Below are 14,275 nucleotides of genomic sequence, written 5' to 3'. Positions count from 1 at the left end.
ACGAGCCTACCGTCCGTGATCATGACAGGCGACGGCCGGTTCCCTCATCCGAGCGGAATGCGGGCAAGATGGGGGGCGTGACCCTTATCGATCAGCTGCCGCCGACCGCCGACCCCGACGCCCTCTTCGAGGCCTTCTCCGCCTGGGCCGAGGACCGGGGTATCACGCTCTACCCGGCCCAGGAAGAGGCGCTGATCGAGGTCGTCTCCGGGGCGAACGTGATCCTTTCCACGCCCACCGGATCGGGAAAGTCGCTGGTCGCGGCGGGGGCGCACTTCACGGCGCTCGCGAACGACCAGGTCACCTTCTACACCGCGCCGATCAAGGCGCTGGTGTCGGAGAAGTTCTTCGATCTGTGCAAGCTCTTCGGCACCGAGAACGTCGGCATGCTGACCGGCGACGCCTCCGTGAACGCGGACGCCCCGGTGATCTGCTGCACCGCGGAGGTCCTCGCCTCGATCGCGCTGCGGGACGGCAAGTACGCCGACATCGGCCAGGTCGTCATGGACGAGTTCCACTTCTACGCCGAGCAGGACCGCGGCTGGGCCTGGCAGATCCCGCTGCTCGAACTCCCCCAGGCGCAGTTCGTCCTCATGTCGGCGACGCTCGGCGACGTGTCGATGTTCGAGAAGGACCTGACCCGGCGCACGGGCAAGCCCACCTCGGTGGTCCGCTCGGCGACCCGGCCGGTGCCGCTGTCGTACGAGTACCGGCTCACGCCCATCACGGACACCCTGACCGAGCTCCTGGAGACCAAGCAGGCGCCCGTCTACATCGTGCACTTCACGCAGGCGCAGGCCGTCGAGCGCGCGCAGTCGCTGATGAGCATCAACATGTGCACGCGCGAGGAGAAGGACCGGATCGCCGAGCTCATCGGCAACTTCCGCTTCACCACCAAGTTCGGCCAGAACCTCTCGCGGTACGTCCGGCACGGCATCGGCGTGCACCACGCGGGCATGCTGCCGAAGTACCGGCGGCTCGTGGAGAAGCTCGCGCAGGCGGGTCTCCTGAAGGTGATCTGCGGCACGGACACCCTCGGCGTCGGCGTGAACGTGCCGATCCGCACCGTGCTCTTCACCGCCCTGACCAAGTACGACGGCAACCGGGTGCGGACCCTGCGCGCCCGTGAGTTCCACCAGATCGCGGGCCGGGCCGGCCGGGCCGGCTTCGACACGGCCGGCTTCGTGGTGGCGCAGGCCCCCGAGCACGTCATCGAGAACGAGAAGGCGCTCGCGAAGGCCGGCGACGACCCGAAGAAGCGCCGCAAGGTGGTCCGCAAGAAGGCGCCCGAGGGCTTCGTCGCCTGGAGCGACACCACCTTCGAGAGGCTGATCGACGCCGAGCCGGAGCCGCTGACCTCCCGCTTCAAGGTCACCAACATCATGCTGCTGTCGGTGATCGCCCGTCCGGGCAACGCCTTCGAGGCGATGCGCAAGCTCCTGGAGGACAACCACGAGCCGCGCAAGGCGCAGCTGCGGCACATCCGCCGGGCCATCGCGATCTACCGTTCGCTGCTCGACGGCGGTGTGGTGGAGCAGCTGGACGAGCCCGACGCCGAGGGGCGCACGATCCGGCTGACGGTCGACCTCCAGCAGGACTTCGCGCTGAACCAGCCGCTGTCGACGTTCGCGCTCGCCGCCTTCGACCTGCTGGACCCGGAGTCCCCCTCGTACGCCCTGGACATGGTGTCGGTGGTCGAGTCGACGCTGGACGACCCGCGTCAGATCCTCGCCGCCATGCAGAACAAGGCGCGCGGGGAGGCCGTCGGGCAGATGAAGCGCGACGGCGTCGAGTACGAGGAGCGGATGGAGCGGCTCCAGGAGATCTCGTACCCGAAGCCGCTGGAGGAGCTGCTCTGGCACGCGTACGACGTCTACCGGAAGTCGCACCCGTGGGTCGGCGACCACCCGGTCTCGCCGAAGTCGGTCATCCGTGACATGTACGAACGGGCCATGACGTTCACGGAGTTCACCTCCTGGTACGAGCTGGCGCGGACCGAGGGCATCGTCCTGCGCTACCTCGCGAGCGCGTACAAGGCGCTGGACCACACGATCCCGGACGACCTGAAGACCGAGGACCTGGAGGACCTGATCGCCTGGCTGGGCGAGATGGTGCGGCAGGTGGACTCCTCGCTCCTCGACGAGTGGGAGCAGCTGGCGAACCCGGAGGTCCAGACGGCCGAGGAGGCCCAGGAGAAGGCCGACCAGGTCAAGCCGGTCACGGCGAACGCCCGCGCCTTCCGGGTCCTGGTGCGCAACGCGATGTTCCGCCGGGTGGAGCTGGCCGCCCTCGACAACGTCGACGCGCTGGGCGAGCTGGACGCCGAGTCCGGCTGGGACGCGGACGCGTGGGGCGAGGCGATGGACGGGTACTGGGACGAGTACGACGACCTGGGTACGGGTCCGGACGCGCGCGGCCCGAAGCTGCTCCGGATCGAGGAGGACGCCGCGCACGGGGTGTGGCGGGTCCGGCAGACCTTCGCCGACCCGAACGGCGACCATGGCTGGGGCATCAGCGCGGAGGTGGACCTGGCGGCCTCCGACGAGGAGGGCCGGGCGGTGCTCCGTGTGACGTCCGTCGGCGAGCTGTAGAGGAGCTGTGGTGACGAATCCCGCCGAGAGGCTCGTGGATCTGCTCGACCTGGAGCGGATCGAGGTGGACATCTTCCGCGGGCGCAGCCCGCAGGAGTCGCTGCAACGGGTCTTCGGCGGGCAGGTCGCCGGGCAGGCCCTGGTGGCGGCCGGCCGCACCACGGAGGGCGACCGGCCGGTGCACTCGCTGCACGCGTACTTCCTGCGGCCGGGCCGGCCGGGGGTGCCGATCGTGTACCAGGTGGAGCGGGTGCGCGACGGGCGGTCGTTCACGACCCGTCGGGTCACGGCGATCCAGGAGGGCCGGACGATCTTCAATCTGACGGCCTCCTTCCACCGGCCGGAGGAGGGCGCCTTCGAGCACCAGCTGCCGCCCCGGCACCTGACCGACCCGGAGACCCTGCCGAAGCTCGCCGACGAGGTCCGCGAGCACCTGGGCGGCCTGCCGGAGGCGCTGGACCGGATGGCGCGCCGCATGCCCTTCGACATCCGGTACGTGGACCGGCTGCGGTGGACCCCGGAGGAGATCCGGGGCGCGGACCCCAGGAGCGCGGTGTGGATGCGGGCGGTGGGCCCGCTGGGCGACGACCCGCTGGTCCACACCTGCGCCCTGACGTACGCCTCGGACATGACGCTCCTGGACGCGGTGCGGATCCCCGTCGAACCGCTGTGGGGTCCGCGGAGCTTCGACCTGGCCTCGCTGGACCACGCGATGTGGTTCCACCGGCCGTTCCGGGCGGACGAGTGGTTCCTGTACGACCAGGAGTCCCCGATCGCCACGGGCGGCCGGGGACTCGCGCGGGGCCGGATCTACGACCGCGAGGGCCGGATGCTGGTGTCGGTGGTCCAGGAGGGCCTGTTCCGGAAGCTGTGACCGGCGGCGGCCCGCCGGGTCACTCGTACTCGGTGCCGCCCTTGCGGGTGAGGTAGGCGGGGCTGACCGCCTTGGCGATGGCCCGGCCGCCGGTGACCGGGCTGTACCGCTCGGTCACCGGCCGGATGACGACGCCCTCCCGCAGGTGCGCCGAGCGGCCGGAGACGGTCTCCCGGCCACTGGCGTGCGCGAGGACGGTGTCCAGGTCGTACGGCCCGGTGTGGAGCCGTGGGACGAGCGGGACCTCGCCGGCGTCGAGCACGGTCTCCGGGTCGAACCAGCGGACCTGTCCGTCGATCTCGGCCGAGACGTCGAAGAGGGCGTAGCCGACGGTCTCGGAGCGGGCGTCGGCGCCGTAGGCGAGGTCCTGCACGCCGGAGCCGTACACCTCGCCGAAGAGGCCCACCCGGCGGGCGCCGAGCCGCTCGGCGACCCGCGCGGCGACGGCGCCGAGGCCGTGGCCGCGGACGGCGCGCCAGTACAGGTTGCGCGGGTCCTCCCGGAGGGCGAGGCCCTTCGCGCCGAACCCCTTCGAGGAGACCTGCACGCGTCCGTCCTCGGCGTGGAAGGTCAGCAGGCAGGCGGTTCCGTGGAGCTTCTCCGTCAGGACGACCGGCTCTCCGGGCGCGAAGACGTCGGGGTACCGCTGGAGGTTCTCGATGTCGACCCAGGCGAGCAGTTCCGGCGCGGGCTCCACGTCACCGCTCATGGTCGGCGGTATCGGCGGCACCCACTTGGTGATCCCGAGCGTCTGTGCGAAGTCCGTCCGCTCGGCCGCGGCGCGGGCCAGGTCGGTGCCGGCGAGCGCGCCGGGACGGCAGACGATCCCCTGCGACAGCTCGCCGCGCAGCCGCACGGCCTTCACGCGGTCCGCGTTCCCTCCGGCGAGCCGCCCGGTGAGCCCCAGCTCCTCGACCAGCGCGAGGGGCAGCACGGCCTGTTCGGGGATGTAGAGGGCGGCGTCGCCCGTCCGGTAGGCGCCCTTGGCGACGACGGCCCGGTAGAGCCCGATCTGGGCGAGCTCCAGGGCGTCGGCGTTCGGGTGCGGGTGGACGGTGAGGACTTCGGCGGTGACGCGCAGGGTGGACATGGGTCAGGACTCCGGTCGTTCGGGTTTCGGTCGCATCGCGGCCCACTCTGACGTGCCGGGAATCCGATGGGCCAACGGTTTCGGTCGCTGGTAGCGTCGCGAGCTCCGTGCGTGCGGAGGCCCGGTGGTCAACCGTCCAGGCCCGGCAGCGTGTCCTGGGACACCTCGTGGCGGCGCGTGCGGATGTCGGGGGCCGGAGGATGGAGCTTGGCGTCGCAGGTGGGGCCCAGGCCCGTGCGCCGGGAGTCCGCGCCCGTGAGGGGGCGACCGCAGAGCCGGCAGGACACCCGGCGCGGTCCCGGCTCCGGCGTGGAATCGATCGCGATTGCCAGTGGTTCGTCTCCCATGCTGAGATCAAACCCTATTCCGACGAGGAGCAGTCCATGAGCCTGTACGACATCCCCCTGAAGACCCTGACCGGCGAGCCGGTCTCCCTTGCCGACTACCGCGACCGGGCCGTGCTCGTGGTGAACGTGGCCTCGAAGTGCGGCCTCACCCCCCAGTACGCGGGCCTGGAGCGGCTTCAGAAGACGTACGGCGAGCGCGGCTTCACGGTGCTCGGCGTGCCCTGCAACCAGTTCGCCGGCCAGGAGCCGGGCAGCGCGGACGAGATCGCGACCTTCTGCTCGGCCACGTACGGCGTCTCCTTCCCGCTCCTGGAGAAGACGGACGTCAACGGCGACGGCCGCCACCCGCTCTACGCGGAGCTGGTCAAGGTCGCCGACGCCGAGGGCGAGGCCGGTGACGTGCAGTGGAACTTCGAGAAGTTCCTCATCGGGCGCGACGGCGAGGTCACCCGCTTCCGCCCCCGCACCGAGCCCGAGGCCCCCGAGGTCGTCGCCGCGATCGAGGCCCAGCTTGTCTGACCCAGGGGTGGTCGGACGGCTGCGGGCCGCCGGGTGCGTCTTCGCCGAGGAAGAGGCGGAGATGCTCACGGCGACCGCGGCCGGGCCAGCCGAGCTCGACCTGATGGTCGAGCGGCGGGCCTCGGGCCTGCCCCTGGAGCACGTCCTGGGGTGGGCCGACTTCGCCGGGCTGCGCGTCGAGGTCGACGGCGGGGTCTTCGTACCGAGACGGCGTACGGAGTTCCTGGTCGGCCGGGCGGTCGAGCTGGCCCGGCCGGGCGCCGTCTGCGTCGACCTGTGCTGCGGCTCCGGCGCGGCCGGGGCCGTGCTGCTCGCCGAGGTCGAGGGCGTGGAGGTGCACGCCTCGGACATCGAGCCGGCGGCGGTGCGCTGCGCCCGGCGGAACGTGGAGCCCCGGGGCGGCCGGGTGTACGAGGGGGACCTCTTCGCACCGCTGCCCCGGAAGCTGCGGGGGCGGGTCGGGGTCCTGGTCGCGAACGTGCCGTACGTGCCGACCGGGGAGATCGGGCTGCTGCCGCCGGAGGCCCGCGACCACGAACCGCACGTCACGCTCGACGGCGGCACGGACGGGCTCGACGTCATGCGGCGGGTCGCCGCCGAGGCTCCGGAGTGGCTGGCGCCGGGCGGGCACCTGCTGGTGGAGACGAGCGAGCGGCAGGCGGACACGGCCCTCGCGGTGATGTCCGCGGCCGGTCTGACACCGCGCGTCGACAGGTCCGAGGAGTGGTGGGCGACGATCGTCGTCGCGACCGCGCCCTGAGGCGGGTGGAGCGGCCCGGCCCGGGCCGCTCCCCGTCCCTCAGCGCGGCAGCAGACGGCAGCGGGCCGGGCCGGTCGCGTAGAGGGTGATCGCGGAGCCGACGGGCACCTCGGTGTCGACGGCTTCGAGGCCGTGCTTCTGGAGGATCATCGCCAGCGCGATCACCGATTCCAGCATGGAGAAGTGCTGCCCGATGCAGGCGCGCGGGCCGCCGCCGAAGGGGTACCAGGCGTACCGGGGGCGCGCCGCCTCCGCCTCGGGCGTGAAGCGGTCGGGGTCGAAGCGCTCCGGGTCGTCCCAGTAGTCGGGGTGCCGGTGGGTGACCCAGGAGGCGACGACGACGTCCGCGCCGGCCGGGATCGCGACGCCGTCGACCACGGTGTCGGCGACGGCGCGGCGCCCGATGGCCGGGGCGGCGGGGTAGAGCCGCATGGTCTCCTTCAGGACCCGGGTGACGTAGGGCAGCGCGTCCAGGTCCGCCGCGCCGGGGGTGCGGCCGCCGAGGACCCGGTCGACCTCCTCGTGGGCCCGCTTCAGCACCTCCGGGTGCCGTGCCAGCAGGTGGAGGGCGAAGCCCAGGGACGTGGCGGTGGTCTCGTGCCCGGCCAGCAGGAAGATGAGCACCTGCTCGCGCAGCTCGGTGGCGTCGAAGCTGCCGTCCTCGGCGCTGTCGGCCTCGACGAGCAGGGTGAGCAGGTCGTCGCCGTCGGCGGAGGTCCGGCCGGAGGCGCGCCGCTCGGCGATGATGCGGTCGCAGACCTCGTACAGCGCCCGGTGGACGGCGGCGGCCCTGCGGTTGCCGGGCGTGGGCCAGTCGCGCGGGAACTTCAGCGGGGCGTAGCCGCGGCGCAGCACATAGGCGTTGAGCTCGGGGAAGCTGCGCTCGACGATCTCGACGGCCGTGTCGACGTCCGTGCCGAAGAGGATGCGGGCGACGGCCCGCAGGGCGAAGCGGGCCATCTCGTGGAGGACGTCGACGGTCTCGGCGCCGCCGTCCTCCCACTCGCCGAGGAGGGTGGTGATCTCGGCCGCGACGGCCGCCGCGTAGCCGTCGACGCGGCGCTTGGTGAAGAGGGGCTGGACCAGGCGGCGCTGCCGGAGGTAGTCCTCGTCCTGGCTGGTCAGCAGGCCGTTGCCGAAGGACTCGCGGATCTCCTCGTAGAAGGCGTTGTCCTTGCGGAAGTTGGCGGACTCGCCGGCGAGGACCTGCTGGGCGCCCTCGGCGGAGAAGACGCCGTAGAGGGTGGCGCGGATCCCGGGCGGGCCGGCGGTGATCCGCACGACGTTTCCGTGGTCGCGCCGGGCGCGCAGGAAGGTGCCCAGCGAGTCGCTCTTGAGGTCGAGCAGGGAGCCGAGGAGCGGGTTCCCCGCGAGCTGGGGCGCTGTGGTTCCGGTGCTGGTGGCCATGATCGGTTCCCCCTTGGTCGTCACTGGCCCGGTGATTGTCCCTCAGGCGGGCCGTCGGGCGAACCCCTGCTCAGATCCGGCCGGTTGACCGGAATCGTTCGAGGAGTACGGGGCCGTTGTCAGTGGCGTCTGGGAGGCTCGTCCTCATGGAGCGACCCGAGCTGACCCTGCAACTGACCATCGACTGCGCCGACCCCCAGCGCCTGGTGCCCTTCTGGCTGGACGCCCTGCGGTACGTCCCCGACCCGCCGCCGGCCGGGCACGCGACCTGGCGGGCGTACTGGGAGGCGATCGGCGTGCCCGAGGACGAGCTGGGCGAGGACGCCGGGGAGCTCCCGGAGTCCATCGTCGACCCGAAGGGCGTCGGCCCCCGGATCTGGTTCCAGCGCGTCCCGGAGCCCAAGACCGTCAAGAACCGCGTCCACCTGGACCTCAAGGTCGGGGGTGGCCGCGAGGTCCCCCTCGCCGTCCGCCGCGAGCGCGTGGACGGCGAGGTGGCCCGGCTGACGGCCCTCGGCGCGTCCGTGCTCTACGCGATGGACGAGCCGAACGGCATGGACTACTACGCGGTGGTCCTCCAGGACCCCGAGGGCAACGAGTTCTGCCTCGTGTGAGCCGGCGGCTACTTCGCGAGGGCGCGGCTGATCACCATGCGCTGGATCTCGCTCGTGCCTTCGAAGATGGTGTAGATGGCCGCGTCGCGGTGCATGCGCTCCACCGGGTACTCGCGGGTGTAGCCGTTGCCGCCGAGGATCTGGATGGCCTGGGCGGTGACCTTCTTGGCGACCTCGCTCGCGTACAGCTTGGACATGGAGCCCTCGGCCGCGGTGAAGGGCTTGCCGGCGGTGGCCATCCAGGAGGCGCGCCAGACCAGCAGCCGGGCGGCGTCGATCTGGGTCGCCATGTCGGCGAGCTGGAAGGCGACGCCCTGGTTCTCGATGATCGGACGGCCGAACTGGACGCGGGTCTTCGCGTAGTCGAGGGCGACCTCGTACGCGGCGCGGGCGGTGCCGACAGCCATAGCGCCGACGGCGGGGCGGGAGGCCTCGAAGGTGGCCATGGCCGCGTTCTTGACGCGCTCGCCGCCCGACTTCGCCTTCTCCCGGGCACGGGCGAGCCGCTCGTCCAGCTTGTCCTTGCCGCCGAGCAGGCAGGAGCCGGGGACGCGGACGTCCTCCAGGACGACCTCGGCGGTGTGGGAGGCGCGGATGCCGTGCTTCTGGAACTTCTGCCCCTGGGACAGGCCCGGGGTGTTCGGCGGCACGATGAAGGAGGCGTGGCCCTTGGAGCCGAGCTCGGCGTCGACGACGGCCACGACCACGTGGACGTTGGCTATGCCACCGTTGGTCGCCCAGGTCTTGGTGCCGTTGAGGACCCACTCGTCCTTGGCCTCGTCGTACACGGCGCGGGTCCGCATGGAGGCGACGTCCGAGCCGGCGTCGGGCTCGGAGGAGCAGAAGGCGGCGACCTTGACGTCGTTCGCGTCGCCGTACATCTGGGGGACCCAGGTGCCGATCTGCTCCTCGGTGCCGTTGGCGAGGACGCCGACGGCGGCGAGGCCGGTGCCGACGATCGACAGGGCGATGCCGGCGTCGCCCCAGAAGAGCTCCTCCATCGCCATCGGGATGCCGAGACCGGTCGGGTCGAAGAACTGCTGGGCATAGAAATCGAGGGAATAGATGCCGAGCTTGGCCGCTTCCTGGATGATCGGCCAGGGCGTCTCCTCACGCTCGTCCCATTCGGCGGCCGCGGGGCGCATCACATCGGCGGCGAAGCCGTGGAGCCAGTCGCGGACCTGCTTCTGGTCCTCGTTGAGATCGAGCGTGAACTCGCCCATGTTCCCTCCCAGCATGACGTTACTTGCGGTAACAGCAGTCTGTTACCGGCGGGTAGAGGCTGTCAACCTGCGGTGGAGCGGTTCGGGCCGACCGGCACCGGATCCCGGCCGGGTGTTACGTTGCGACAGCCTCACGAATCGCACGGGCGGGGAGACACGTACATGAACATCGCACACCGGGCCACCGAGCAGCAGACGCCCGCCGAGCAGCGGCGCCGCGAGCTGCTGGAGGCGGCGGACCGTGTGGTGCTCCGCGACGGCCCCAAGGCCTCCATGAACGCGATCGCCGCCGAGGCGGGCATCACCAAGCCCATTCTCTACCGCCACTTCGGCGACAAGGGCGGCCTCTACCGCGCCCTGGCCACCCGGCACACGGACGCGCTCCTCTCCTCGCTCCGGGCCTCCCTCGACGCGCCCGCCGACCGGCGCCGCCGCGTCGAGGCCACCCTCGACACGTACCTGGCGTCCATCGAGGCCATGCCCCAGGTCTACCGCTTCCTGATGCACCCCGCGGAGGAGTCCCACCAGACCGAGCAGGGCTTCGACGTCGGCCGCCACTCCGCCCCGCTGCTGCGCCGCATGGGCGAGGAGCTCGGCCAGGTCATCGCCGAGCGCGTCGACCTGGGCCCGGCCGCCGAGGCCCAAGCCCGGATCTGGGGCCACGGCATCGTCGGCATGATGCACGCCGCCGGCGACTGGTGGCTCGGCGAGCGCCCCTGCTCCCGCGCGGAGCTCGTCGAGAGCCTCGCCGACCTCCTGTGGGGCCGCCTCGCCGAGGCCGACGACCGCCCCGGCGGTCCGGGCTTCTAACCGACCTGACGGACCGGGGCCGGCGCCGTCGGCAGCGATCCGGTCCGCAGCCGTCGGGCGATCCGGTCCGGCCGCCGTGGGCCGACGCGACCCGGAACCGTCAGGCGATCCGTCAGCCGACCCGACCTCACCATCGCCGTCAGGCGATCCGGTCCGCTCCGCTCCCCCACGTCTCCTTGCGGATCGCCCGCATCAGACGTGACTTGCGCCACCCCGTGACGTGGTCCGCGTAGACCCCGCCCTCCAGGTGGTCCGTCTCGTGCTGGAGGCAGCGGGCGAAGAAACCGGTGCCCTCGATCCGTATCGGAGTGCCGTCCAGACGGACGCCCTCGACCACCGCGCGGTCGAAGCGGGGCGTCGGCGCCTCCAGGCCCGGCAGCGAGAGACAGCCCTCCGGGCCCCGGATCTCGTCGCCGTCCGCCTCCACCAGACGCGGGTTCACCACGTGCCCCAGGTGACGGTTCTCCTCGTCGTCGGGGCAGTCGTACACGAACACCCGCAGGCCCACCCCGACCTGGTTCGCCGCCAGGCCCACGCCGTGCGCCGCGTACATCGTGGCGAACATGTCCTCGACGAGCCGGGCCAGTTCGGGTCCGAAGTCGGTGACGGGCGCGCAGGGAGCGTGCAGCACGGGGTCGCCGAGGAGCGTCATCGCTCGGACGAGGCCGGAACTGCCGGGGATGGGGCGGTTTCGCATGGCGGTAAGGGTACGGTCCACTGTGACCTCCCTGTTTCGTGCGGCCCGTCGGCGGTGCCGCTGTTCGGGCTGCTGGCCGGATCTCGATAGGCTGAGCCCGGACCGACGCAAGGAGGAACAAGAACGATGTCAGGACACCCCGGTAATCCAGAGCCGCTGTCGCCGCGCGCCAAGCTGGCCGTGACGGCGGGCAGGGCCGCGGCCGCGGTGTCGCGTGCGGCGGGGCGCGGCAGCGGATCGGTGATCGGCGGCAAGGTGGCGCTGAAGCTCGACCCCGACCTGCTCGGACGGCTCGCGCAGCATCTGGACGTCGTCCTGGTGTCGGCGACGAACGGCAAGACGACGACGACCCGGCTGATCGCGGAGGCCCTGCGCGCCGCGGGCCCCGTCGTGTCGAACGCCCTGGGCGCCAACATGCCCGCCGGCATCACCTCGGCGCTGGCCGGTGGCTCGGACTCCAAGTTCGGTGTGATCGAGGTCGACGAGAAGTACCTCGCGGGCGTCGCACGGGACACCACGCCCAAGGCGATCGCGCTGCTCAACCTCTCCCGCGACCAGCTGGACCGCGCGGCCGAGACCCGGATGCTCGCCGAGAAGTGGCGCGAGGGCCTCAACGGCACCAAGGCCGTGGTCATCGCCAACGCCGACGACCCGCTCATCGTGTGGGCCGCCTCCTCCTCCCCGAACGTGGTGTGGGTCGCCGCCGGCCAGGAGTGGAAGGACGACGCCTGGTCGTGCCCCGCCTGCGGCGGTGTGATGCAGCGTCCGGGCGACGACTGGTTCTGCGGCGAGTGCGGCTTCCGCCGTCCCGCGCCGAGCTGGGCGCTGAGCGGCGACCACGTGCTCGACCCGCACGGTTCGGCCTGGCCGATCCGGCTCCAGCTGCCGGGCCGCGCCAACAAGGCGAACGCGACGAGCTCGGCCGCCGTGGCCGCGGTCTTCGGGGTGCCGCCGCAGGTGGCCCTGGAGCGCATGTACCAGGTGCAGGCCGTCGCCGGGCGCTACGACGTGGTGTCCTTCATGAACCGCGACCTGCGCCTGCTGCTGGCGAAGAACCCGGCCGGCTGGCTCGAGACGTTCTCCCTCATCGACGGGCCGCCCGCCCCGGTGATCCTCTCCGTCAACGCGCGGGGCGCCGACGGCACGGACACCTCCTGGCTGTGGGACGTGGACTACGGCCGGCTCGCCGGCCACCCGATCATGGTGATCGGCGACCGGAAGCTGGACCTCGCGGTCCGCCTGGAGGTCGCGGGCGTGGACTTCCGCGTCTGCGAGACGCTGGACGAGGCCGTCACGATGGCCCCGCCCGGGCAGATCGAGCTGATCGCCAACTACACCGCCTTCCAGGACGTCCGCCGCCGCGTCGGCAACTGACCCGTAGAGGACATGCAGCATGACTGACAGCAGCCTGCGCCTGGTCTGGGTCTACCCCGACCTGCTCAGCACCTACGGCGACCAGGGCAACGTCCTCGTCGTCCAGCGCCGCGCCGAACAGCGCCGTCTCCACGTCGAGCGCGTCGACGTCCGCAGCGACCAGCCGGTGCCGACCTCCGGCGACATCTACCTGATCGGCGGCGGCGAGGACCGTCCGCAGCGGCTCGCGGCCGAGCGGCTCCTGCGCGACGGCGGCCTGTCCCGGGCCGCCTCCAACGGCGCGATCATCTTCTCGGTCTGCGCCGGCTACCAGATCCTGGGCCACGAGTTCGTCAACGACGTCGGCGAGCGGCAGCCCGGCCTCGGCCTGCTCGACGTCACCACGACCCGCGGCGAGGGCGCCCGCTGCGTCGGCGACGTCCTCGGGGACATCGACCCGCGCCTGGGCCTGCCCCAGCTGACCGGCTTCGAGAACCACCAGGGCATCACCCACCTCGGCCCGACGGCCCGGCCGTTCGCCCGGACCGTCTTCGGCAAGGGCAACGGGACCGGCGACGGCACCGAGGGCGCGTACAACGACACCGTCTTCGGCACGTACATGCACGGCCCCGTCATGGCGCGCAACCCGCAGATCGCGGACCTGCTCCTGAAGCTGGCCCTCGACGTGAACGCGCTGCCGCCCACCGACGACCGGTGGTACGAGGCGCTGCGCGCCGAGCGCATCGCGGCGGCGACCCAGCCCGCCTGAGCCGGTCCGCGCCCCGCCGGCGGTCACTCGTACGAACGTACGTTGTCCACTGTGCGGACATCCGGTTCGGCCCCGCCACCCTGCGGCGATAGGGTGGCGGGGATCCAGCCGGACGACGTGGTCCGGGAGTCGGCCCACGTTGCAAAGGTTTTTGGGCTATGCGCATTGGCGTGCTCACCTCCGGCGGAGACTGCCCCGGTCTGAACGCTGTCATCCGTTCCGTCGTGCACCGCGCCGTCGTCGACCACGGCGACGAGGTCATCGGCTTCCACGACGGGTGGAAGGGCCTCCTGGAGTGCGACTACCGCAAGCTCGATCTCGACGCGGTCGGCGGCATCCTGGCCCGGGGCGGCACCATCCTCGGCTCCTCGCGGGTCCAGCCCGCGCATCTGGTCGGCGGCGTCGAGCGCGCCAAGGGCCACGTGGCCGACCTCGGCCTCGACGCCATCATCCCGATCGGCGGCGAGGGCACCCTCAAGGCGGCCAACCTGCTCTCCGAGGCGGGGCTCCCGATCGTCGGCGTGCCGAAGACGATCGACAACGACATCGCCTCCACCGACGTCACCTTCGGCTTCGACACGGCCGTGACCGTCGCCACCGAGGCCCTCGACCGGCTGAAGACCACCGCCGAGTCGCACCAGCGCGTCCTCGTCGTCGAGGTCATGGGCCGCCACACCGGCTGGATAGCGCTGCACTCCGGCATGGCCGCCGGCGCCCACGCCGTGGTCGTCCCCGAGCGCCCCTTCGACATCGACGAGCTGACCTCCCGGGTCGGCGAGCGCTTCGAGGCGGGCAAGCGGTTCGCGATCGTGGTCGTCGCCGAGGGCGCGAAGCCGCGTGAGGGTTCGATGGACTTCAAGACCGCCGGCACCGACATCTACGGCCACGAGCGCTTCACCGGCATCGCGAACCAGCTCTCCGCCGAGCTGGAGCGGCGCCTCGGCAAGGAGGCCCGGCCGGTCATCCTCGGTCACGTCCAGCGCGGCGGCACGCCCACCGCGTACGACCGCGTCCTCGCGACCCGCTTCGGCTGGCACGCGGTGGAGGCGGCGCACCGCGGCGAGTTCGGCATGCTGACCGCGCTGCGCGGCACGGAGATCACGATGGTCCCGCTGGCCCAGGCGGTGGAGACCCTCAAGACGGTTCCGGCGGACCGGTACGCCGAGGCCGAGTGCGTGCTCTGACGCGCCCCGCACCTCACAACCGCCCCCGGTCGCAGTC

General features: G+C 72.0%; 14 protein-coding genes. 9 read left to right on the top strand and 5 right to left on the bottom strand.

Going from position 1 to position 14,275, the window contains the following annotated elements; all coding sequences use genetic code 11:
- Positions 1-77: 77 nt before the first annotated feature.
- Both ACFYXU_RS13390 and ACFYXU_RS13385 read left to right on the top strand, forming a co-directional pair.
- Positions 78-2,591, top strand: coding sequence for a DEAD/DEAH box helicase (locus ACFYXU_RS13390; protein ID WP_376509580.1), 2,514 nt, complete (start codon positions 78-80; stop codon positions 2,589-2,591).
- Between the two features lie 10 nt (positions 2,592-2,601).
- Positions 2,602-3,465, top strand: a complete 864-nt coding sequence (locus ACFYXU_RS13385; protein WP_329852360.1) for an acyl-CoA thioesterase II — start codon at positions 2,602-2,604, stop codon at positions 3,463-3,465.
- Between the two features lie 19 nt (positions 3,466-3,484).
- Here ACFYXU_RS13385 and ACFYXU_RS13380 read toward each other — a convergent pair whose 3' ends face one another.
- Together ACFYXU_RS13380 and ACFYXU_RS13375 are read right to left on the bottom strand one after the other, a co-directional pair.
- Positions 3,485-4,555, bottom strand: coding sequence for an RNA ligase (ATP) (locus tag ACFYXU_RS13380; RefSeq protein WP_376509578.1), 1,071 nt, complete (start codon positions 4,553-4,555; stop codon positions 3,485-3,487).
- A 128-nt stretch (positions 4,556-4,683) separates the two neighbouring features.
- A complete protein-coding gene (locus tag ACFYXU_RS13375) occupies positions 4,684-4,902 on the bottom strand; it encodes a DUF6011 domain-containing protein (RefSeq protein WP_361401163.1) in 219 nt (72 codons plus the stop codon).
- A gap of 36 nt (positions 4,903-4,938) precedes the next feature.
- Here ACFYXU_RS13375 and ACFYXU_RS13370 point away from each other — a divergent pair, with 36 nt between their 5' ends.
- Both ACFYXU_RS13370 and ACFYXU_RS13365 read left to right on the top strand, forming a co-directional pair.
- A complete protein-coding gene (locus ACFYXU_RS13370) occupies positions 4,939-5,421 on the top strand; it encodes a glutathione peroxidase (RefSeq protein ID WP_329852356.1) in 483 nt (160 codons plus the stop codon).
- The gene (locus ACFYXU_RS13365; protein WP_376509569.1) at positions 5,414-6,181 is read left to right on the top strand and encodes a putative protein N(5)-glutamine methyltransferase; all 768 of its coding nucleotides are present in this window, start codon (positions 5,414-5,416) and stop codon (positions 6,179-6,181) included. Before ACFYXU_RS13370 ends, ACFYXU_RS13365 begins: the two co-directional genes overlap by 8 nt.
- 39 nt (positions 6,182-6,220) lie before the next feature.
- Here ACFYXU_RS13365 and ACFYXU_RS13360 read toward each other — a convergent pair whose 3' ends face one another.
- Positions 6,221-7,588 (bottom strand): cytochrome P450, encoded by a 1,368-nt coding sequence (locus ACFYXU_RS13360; protein ID WP_376509568.1) that lies wholly within the window; start codon positions 7,586-7,588, stop codon positions 6,221-6,223.
- A gap of 146 nt (positions 7,589-7,734) precedes the next feature.
- On the opposite strand from ACFYXU_RS13360, the gene ACFYXU_RS13355 reads away from it, so the two are divergent.
- The gene (locus ACFYXU_RS13355; RefSeq protein WP_376509566.1) at positions 7,735-8,202 is read left to right on the top strand and encodes a VOC family protein; all 468 of its coding nucleotides are present in this window, start codon (positions 7,735-7,737) and stop codon (positions 8,200-8,202) included.
- Between the two features lie 8 nt (positions 8,203-8,210).
- Here the strand turns inward: ACFYXU_RS13355 and ACFYXU_RS13350 are convergent, their stop codons facing one another.
- Complete coding sequence (locus ACFYXU_RS13350) at positions 8,211-9,425, bottom strand: acyl-CoA dehydrogenase family protein (protein WP_389408982.1); 1,215 nt, start codon at positions 9,423-9,425, stop codon at positions 8,211-8,213.
- Positions 9,426-9,587: 162 nt separating this feature from the next.
- On the opposite strand from ACFYXU_RS13350, the gene ACFYXU_RS13345 reads away from it, so the two are divergent.
- Complete coding sequence (locus ACFYXU_RS13345) at positions 9,588-10,235, top strand: TetR family transcriptional regulator (protein ID WP_329852348.1); 648 nt, start codon at positions 9,588-9,590, stop codon at positions 10,233-10,235.
- Positions 10,236-10,374: 139 nt separating this feature from the next.
- On the opposite strand, the gene def is transcribed toward ACFYXU_RS13345, so the two are convergent.
- The gene (gene def / locus ACFYXU_RS13340) at positions 10,375-10,932 is read right to left on the bottom strand and encodes a peptide deformylase (RefSeq protein WP_329852347.1); all 558 of its coding nucleotides are present in this window, start codon (positions 10,930-10,932) and stop codon (positions 10,375-10,377) included.
- Between the two features lie 126 nt (positions 10,933-11,058).
- Here def and ACFYXU_RS13335 point away from each other — a divergent pair, with 126 nt between their 5' ends.
- The 3 genes from ACFYXU_RS13335 to ACFYXU_RS13325 all read left to right on the top strand — a co-directional run bounded on the left by ACFYXU_RS13335 (position 11,059) and on the right by ACFYXU_RS13325 (position 14,238).
- A complete protein-coding gene (locus tag ACFYXU_RS13335; protein WP_361401149.1) occupies positions 11,059-12,306 on the top strand; it encodes a MurT ligase domain-containing protein in 1,248 nt (415 codons plus the stop codon).
- A gap of 19 nt (positions 12,307-12,325) precedes the next feature.
- Positions 12,326-13,054 (top strand): glutamine amidotransferase, encoded by a 729-nt coding sequence (locus ACFYXU_RS13330; protein WP_329852344.1) that lies wholly within the window; start codon positions 12,326-12,328, stop codon positions 13,052-13,054.
- 158 nt (positions 13,055-13,212) lie between these two features.
- Positions 13,213-14,238 carry a 6-phosphofructokinase gene (locus ACFYXU_RS13325; protein ID WP_189803858.1) on the top strand — a complete coding sequence of 342 codons (1,026 nt, stop codon included), beginning with the start codon at positions 13,213-13,215 and terminating at the stop codon, positions 14,236-14,238.
- Positions 14,239-14,275: the final 37 nt, after the last annotated feature.

Origin of the sequence: Streptomyces sp. NPDC002232 (assembly GCF_042890295.1) — a bacterium.
GTDB lineage: Bacteria > Actinomycetota > Actinomycetes > Streptomycetales > Streptomycetaceae > Streptomyces.
The sequence above is the reverse complement of the archived record's forward strand: the minus strand, read 5'-3'. Positions and strand labels throughout refer to the sequence as shown.

Bases quoted from the DNA above. Each gene is read 5' to 3' on its own strand.
- def (WP_329852347.1), bottom strand. From the start codon at position 10,932: ATGCGAAACCGCCCCATCCCCGGCAGTTCCGGCCTCGTCCGAGCGATG.
- ACFYXU_RS13360 (WP_376509568.1), bottom strand. From the start codon at position 7,588: ATGGCCACCAGCACCGGAACCACAGCGCCCCAGCTCGCGGGGAACCCG.
- ACFYXU_RS13345 (WP_329852348.1), top strand. From the start codon at position 9,588: ATGAACATCGCACACCGGGCCACCGAGCAGCAGACGCCCGCCGAGCAG.
- ACFYXU_RS13330 (WP_329852344.1), top strand. From the start codon at position 12,326: ATGACTGACAGCAGCCTGCGCCTGGTCTGGGTCTACCCCGACCTGCTC.
- ACFYXU_RS13325 (WP_189803858.1), top strand. From the start codon at position 13,213: ATGCGCATTGGCGTGCTCACCTCCGGCGGAGACTGCCCCGGTCTGAAC.
- ACFYXU_RS13375 (WP_361401163.1), bottom strand. From the start codon at position 4,902: ATGGGAGACGAACCACTGGCAATCGCGATCGATTCCACGCCGGAGCCG.
- ACFYXU_RS13355 (WP_376509566.1), top strand. From the start codon at position 7,735: ATGGAGCGACCCGAGCTGACCCTGCAACTGACCATCGACTGCGCCGAC.
- ACFYXU_RS13370 (WP_329852356.1), top strand. From the start codon at position 4,939: ATGAGCCTGTACGACATCCCCCTGAAGACCCTGACCGGCGAGCCGGTC.
- ACFYXU_RS13350 (WP_389408982.1), bottom strand. From the start codon at position 9,425: ATGGGCGAGTTCACGCTCGATCTCAACGAGGACCAGAAGCAGGTCCGC.
- ACFYXU_RS13380 (WP_376509578.1), bottom strand. From the start codon at position 4,555: ATGTCCACCCTGCGCGTCACCGCCGAAGTCCTCACCGTCCACCCGCAC.
- ACFYXU_RS13335 (WP_361401149.1), top strand. From the start codon at position 11,059: ATGTCAGGACACCCCGGTAATCCAGAGCCGCTGTCGCCGCGCGCCAAG.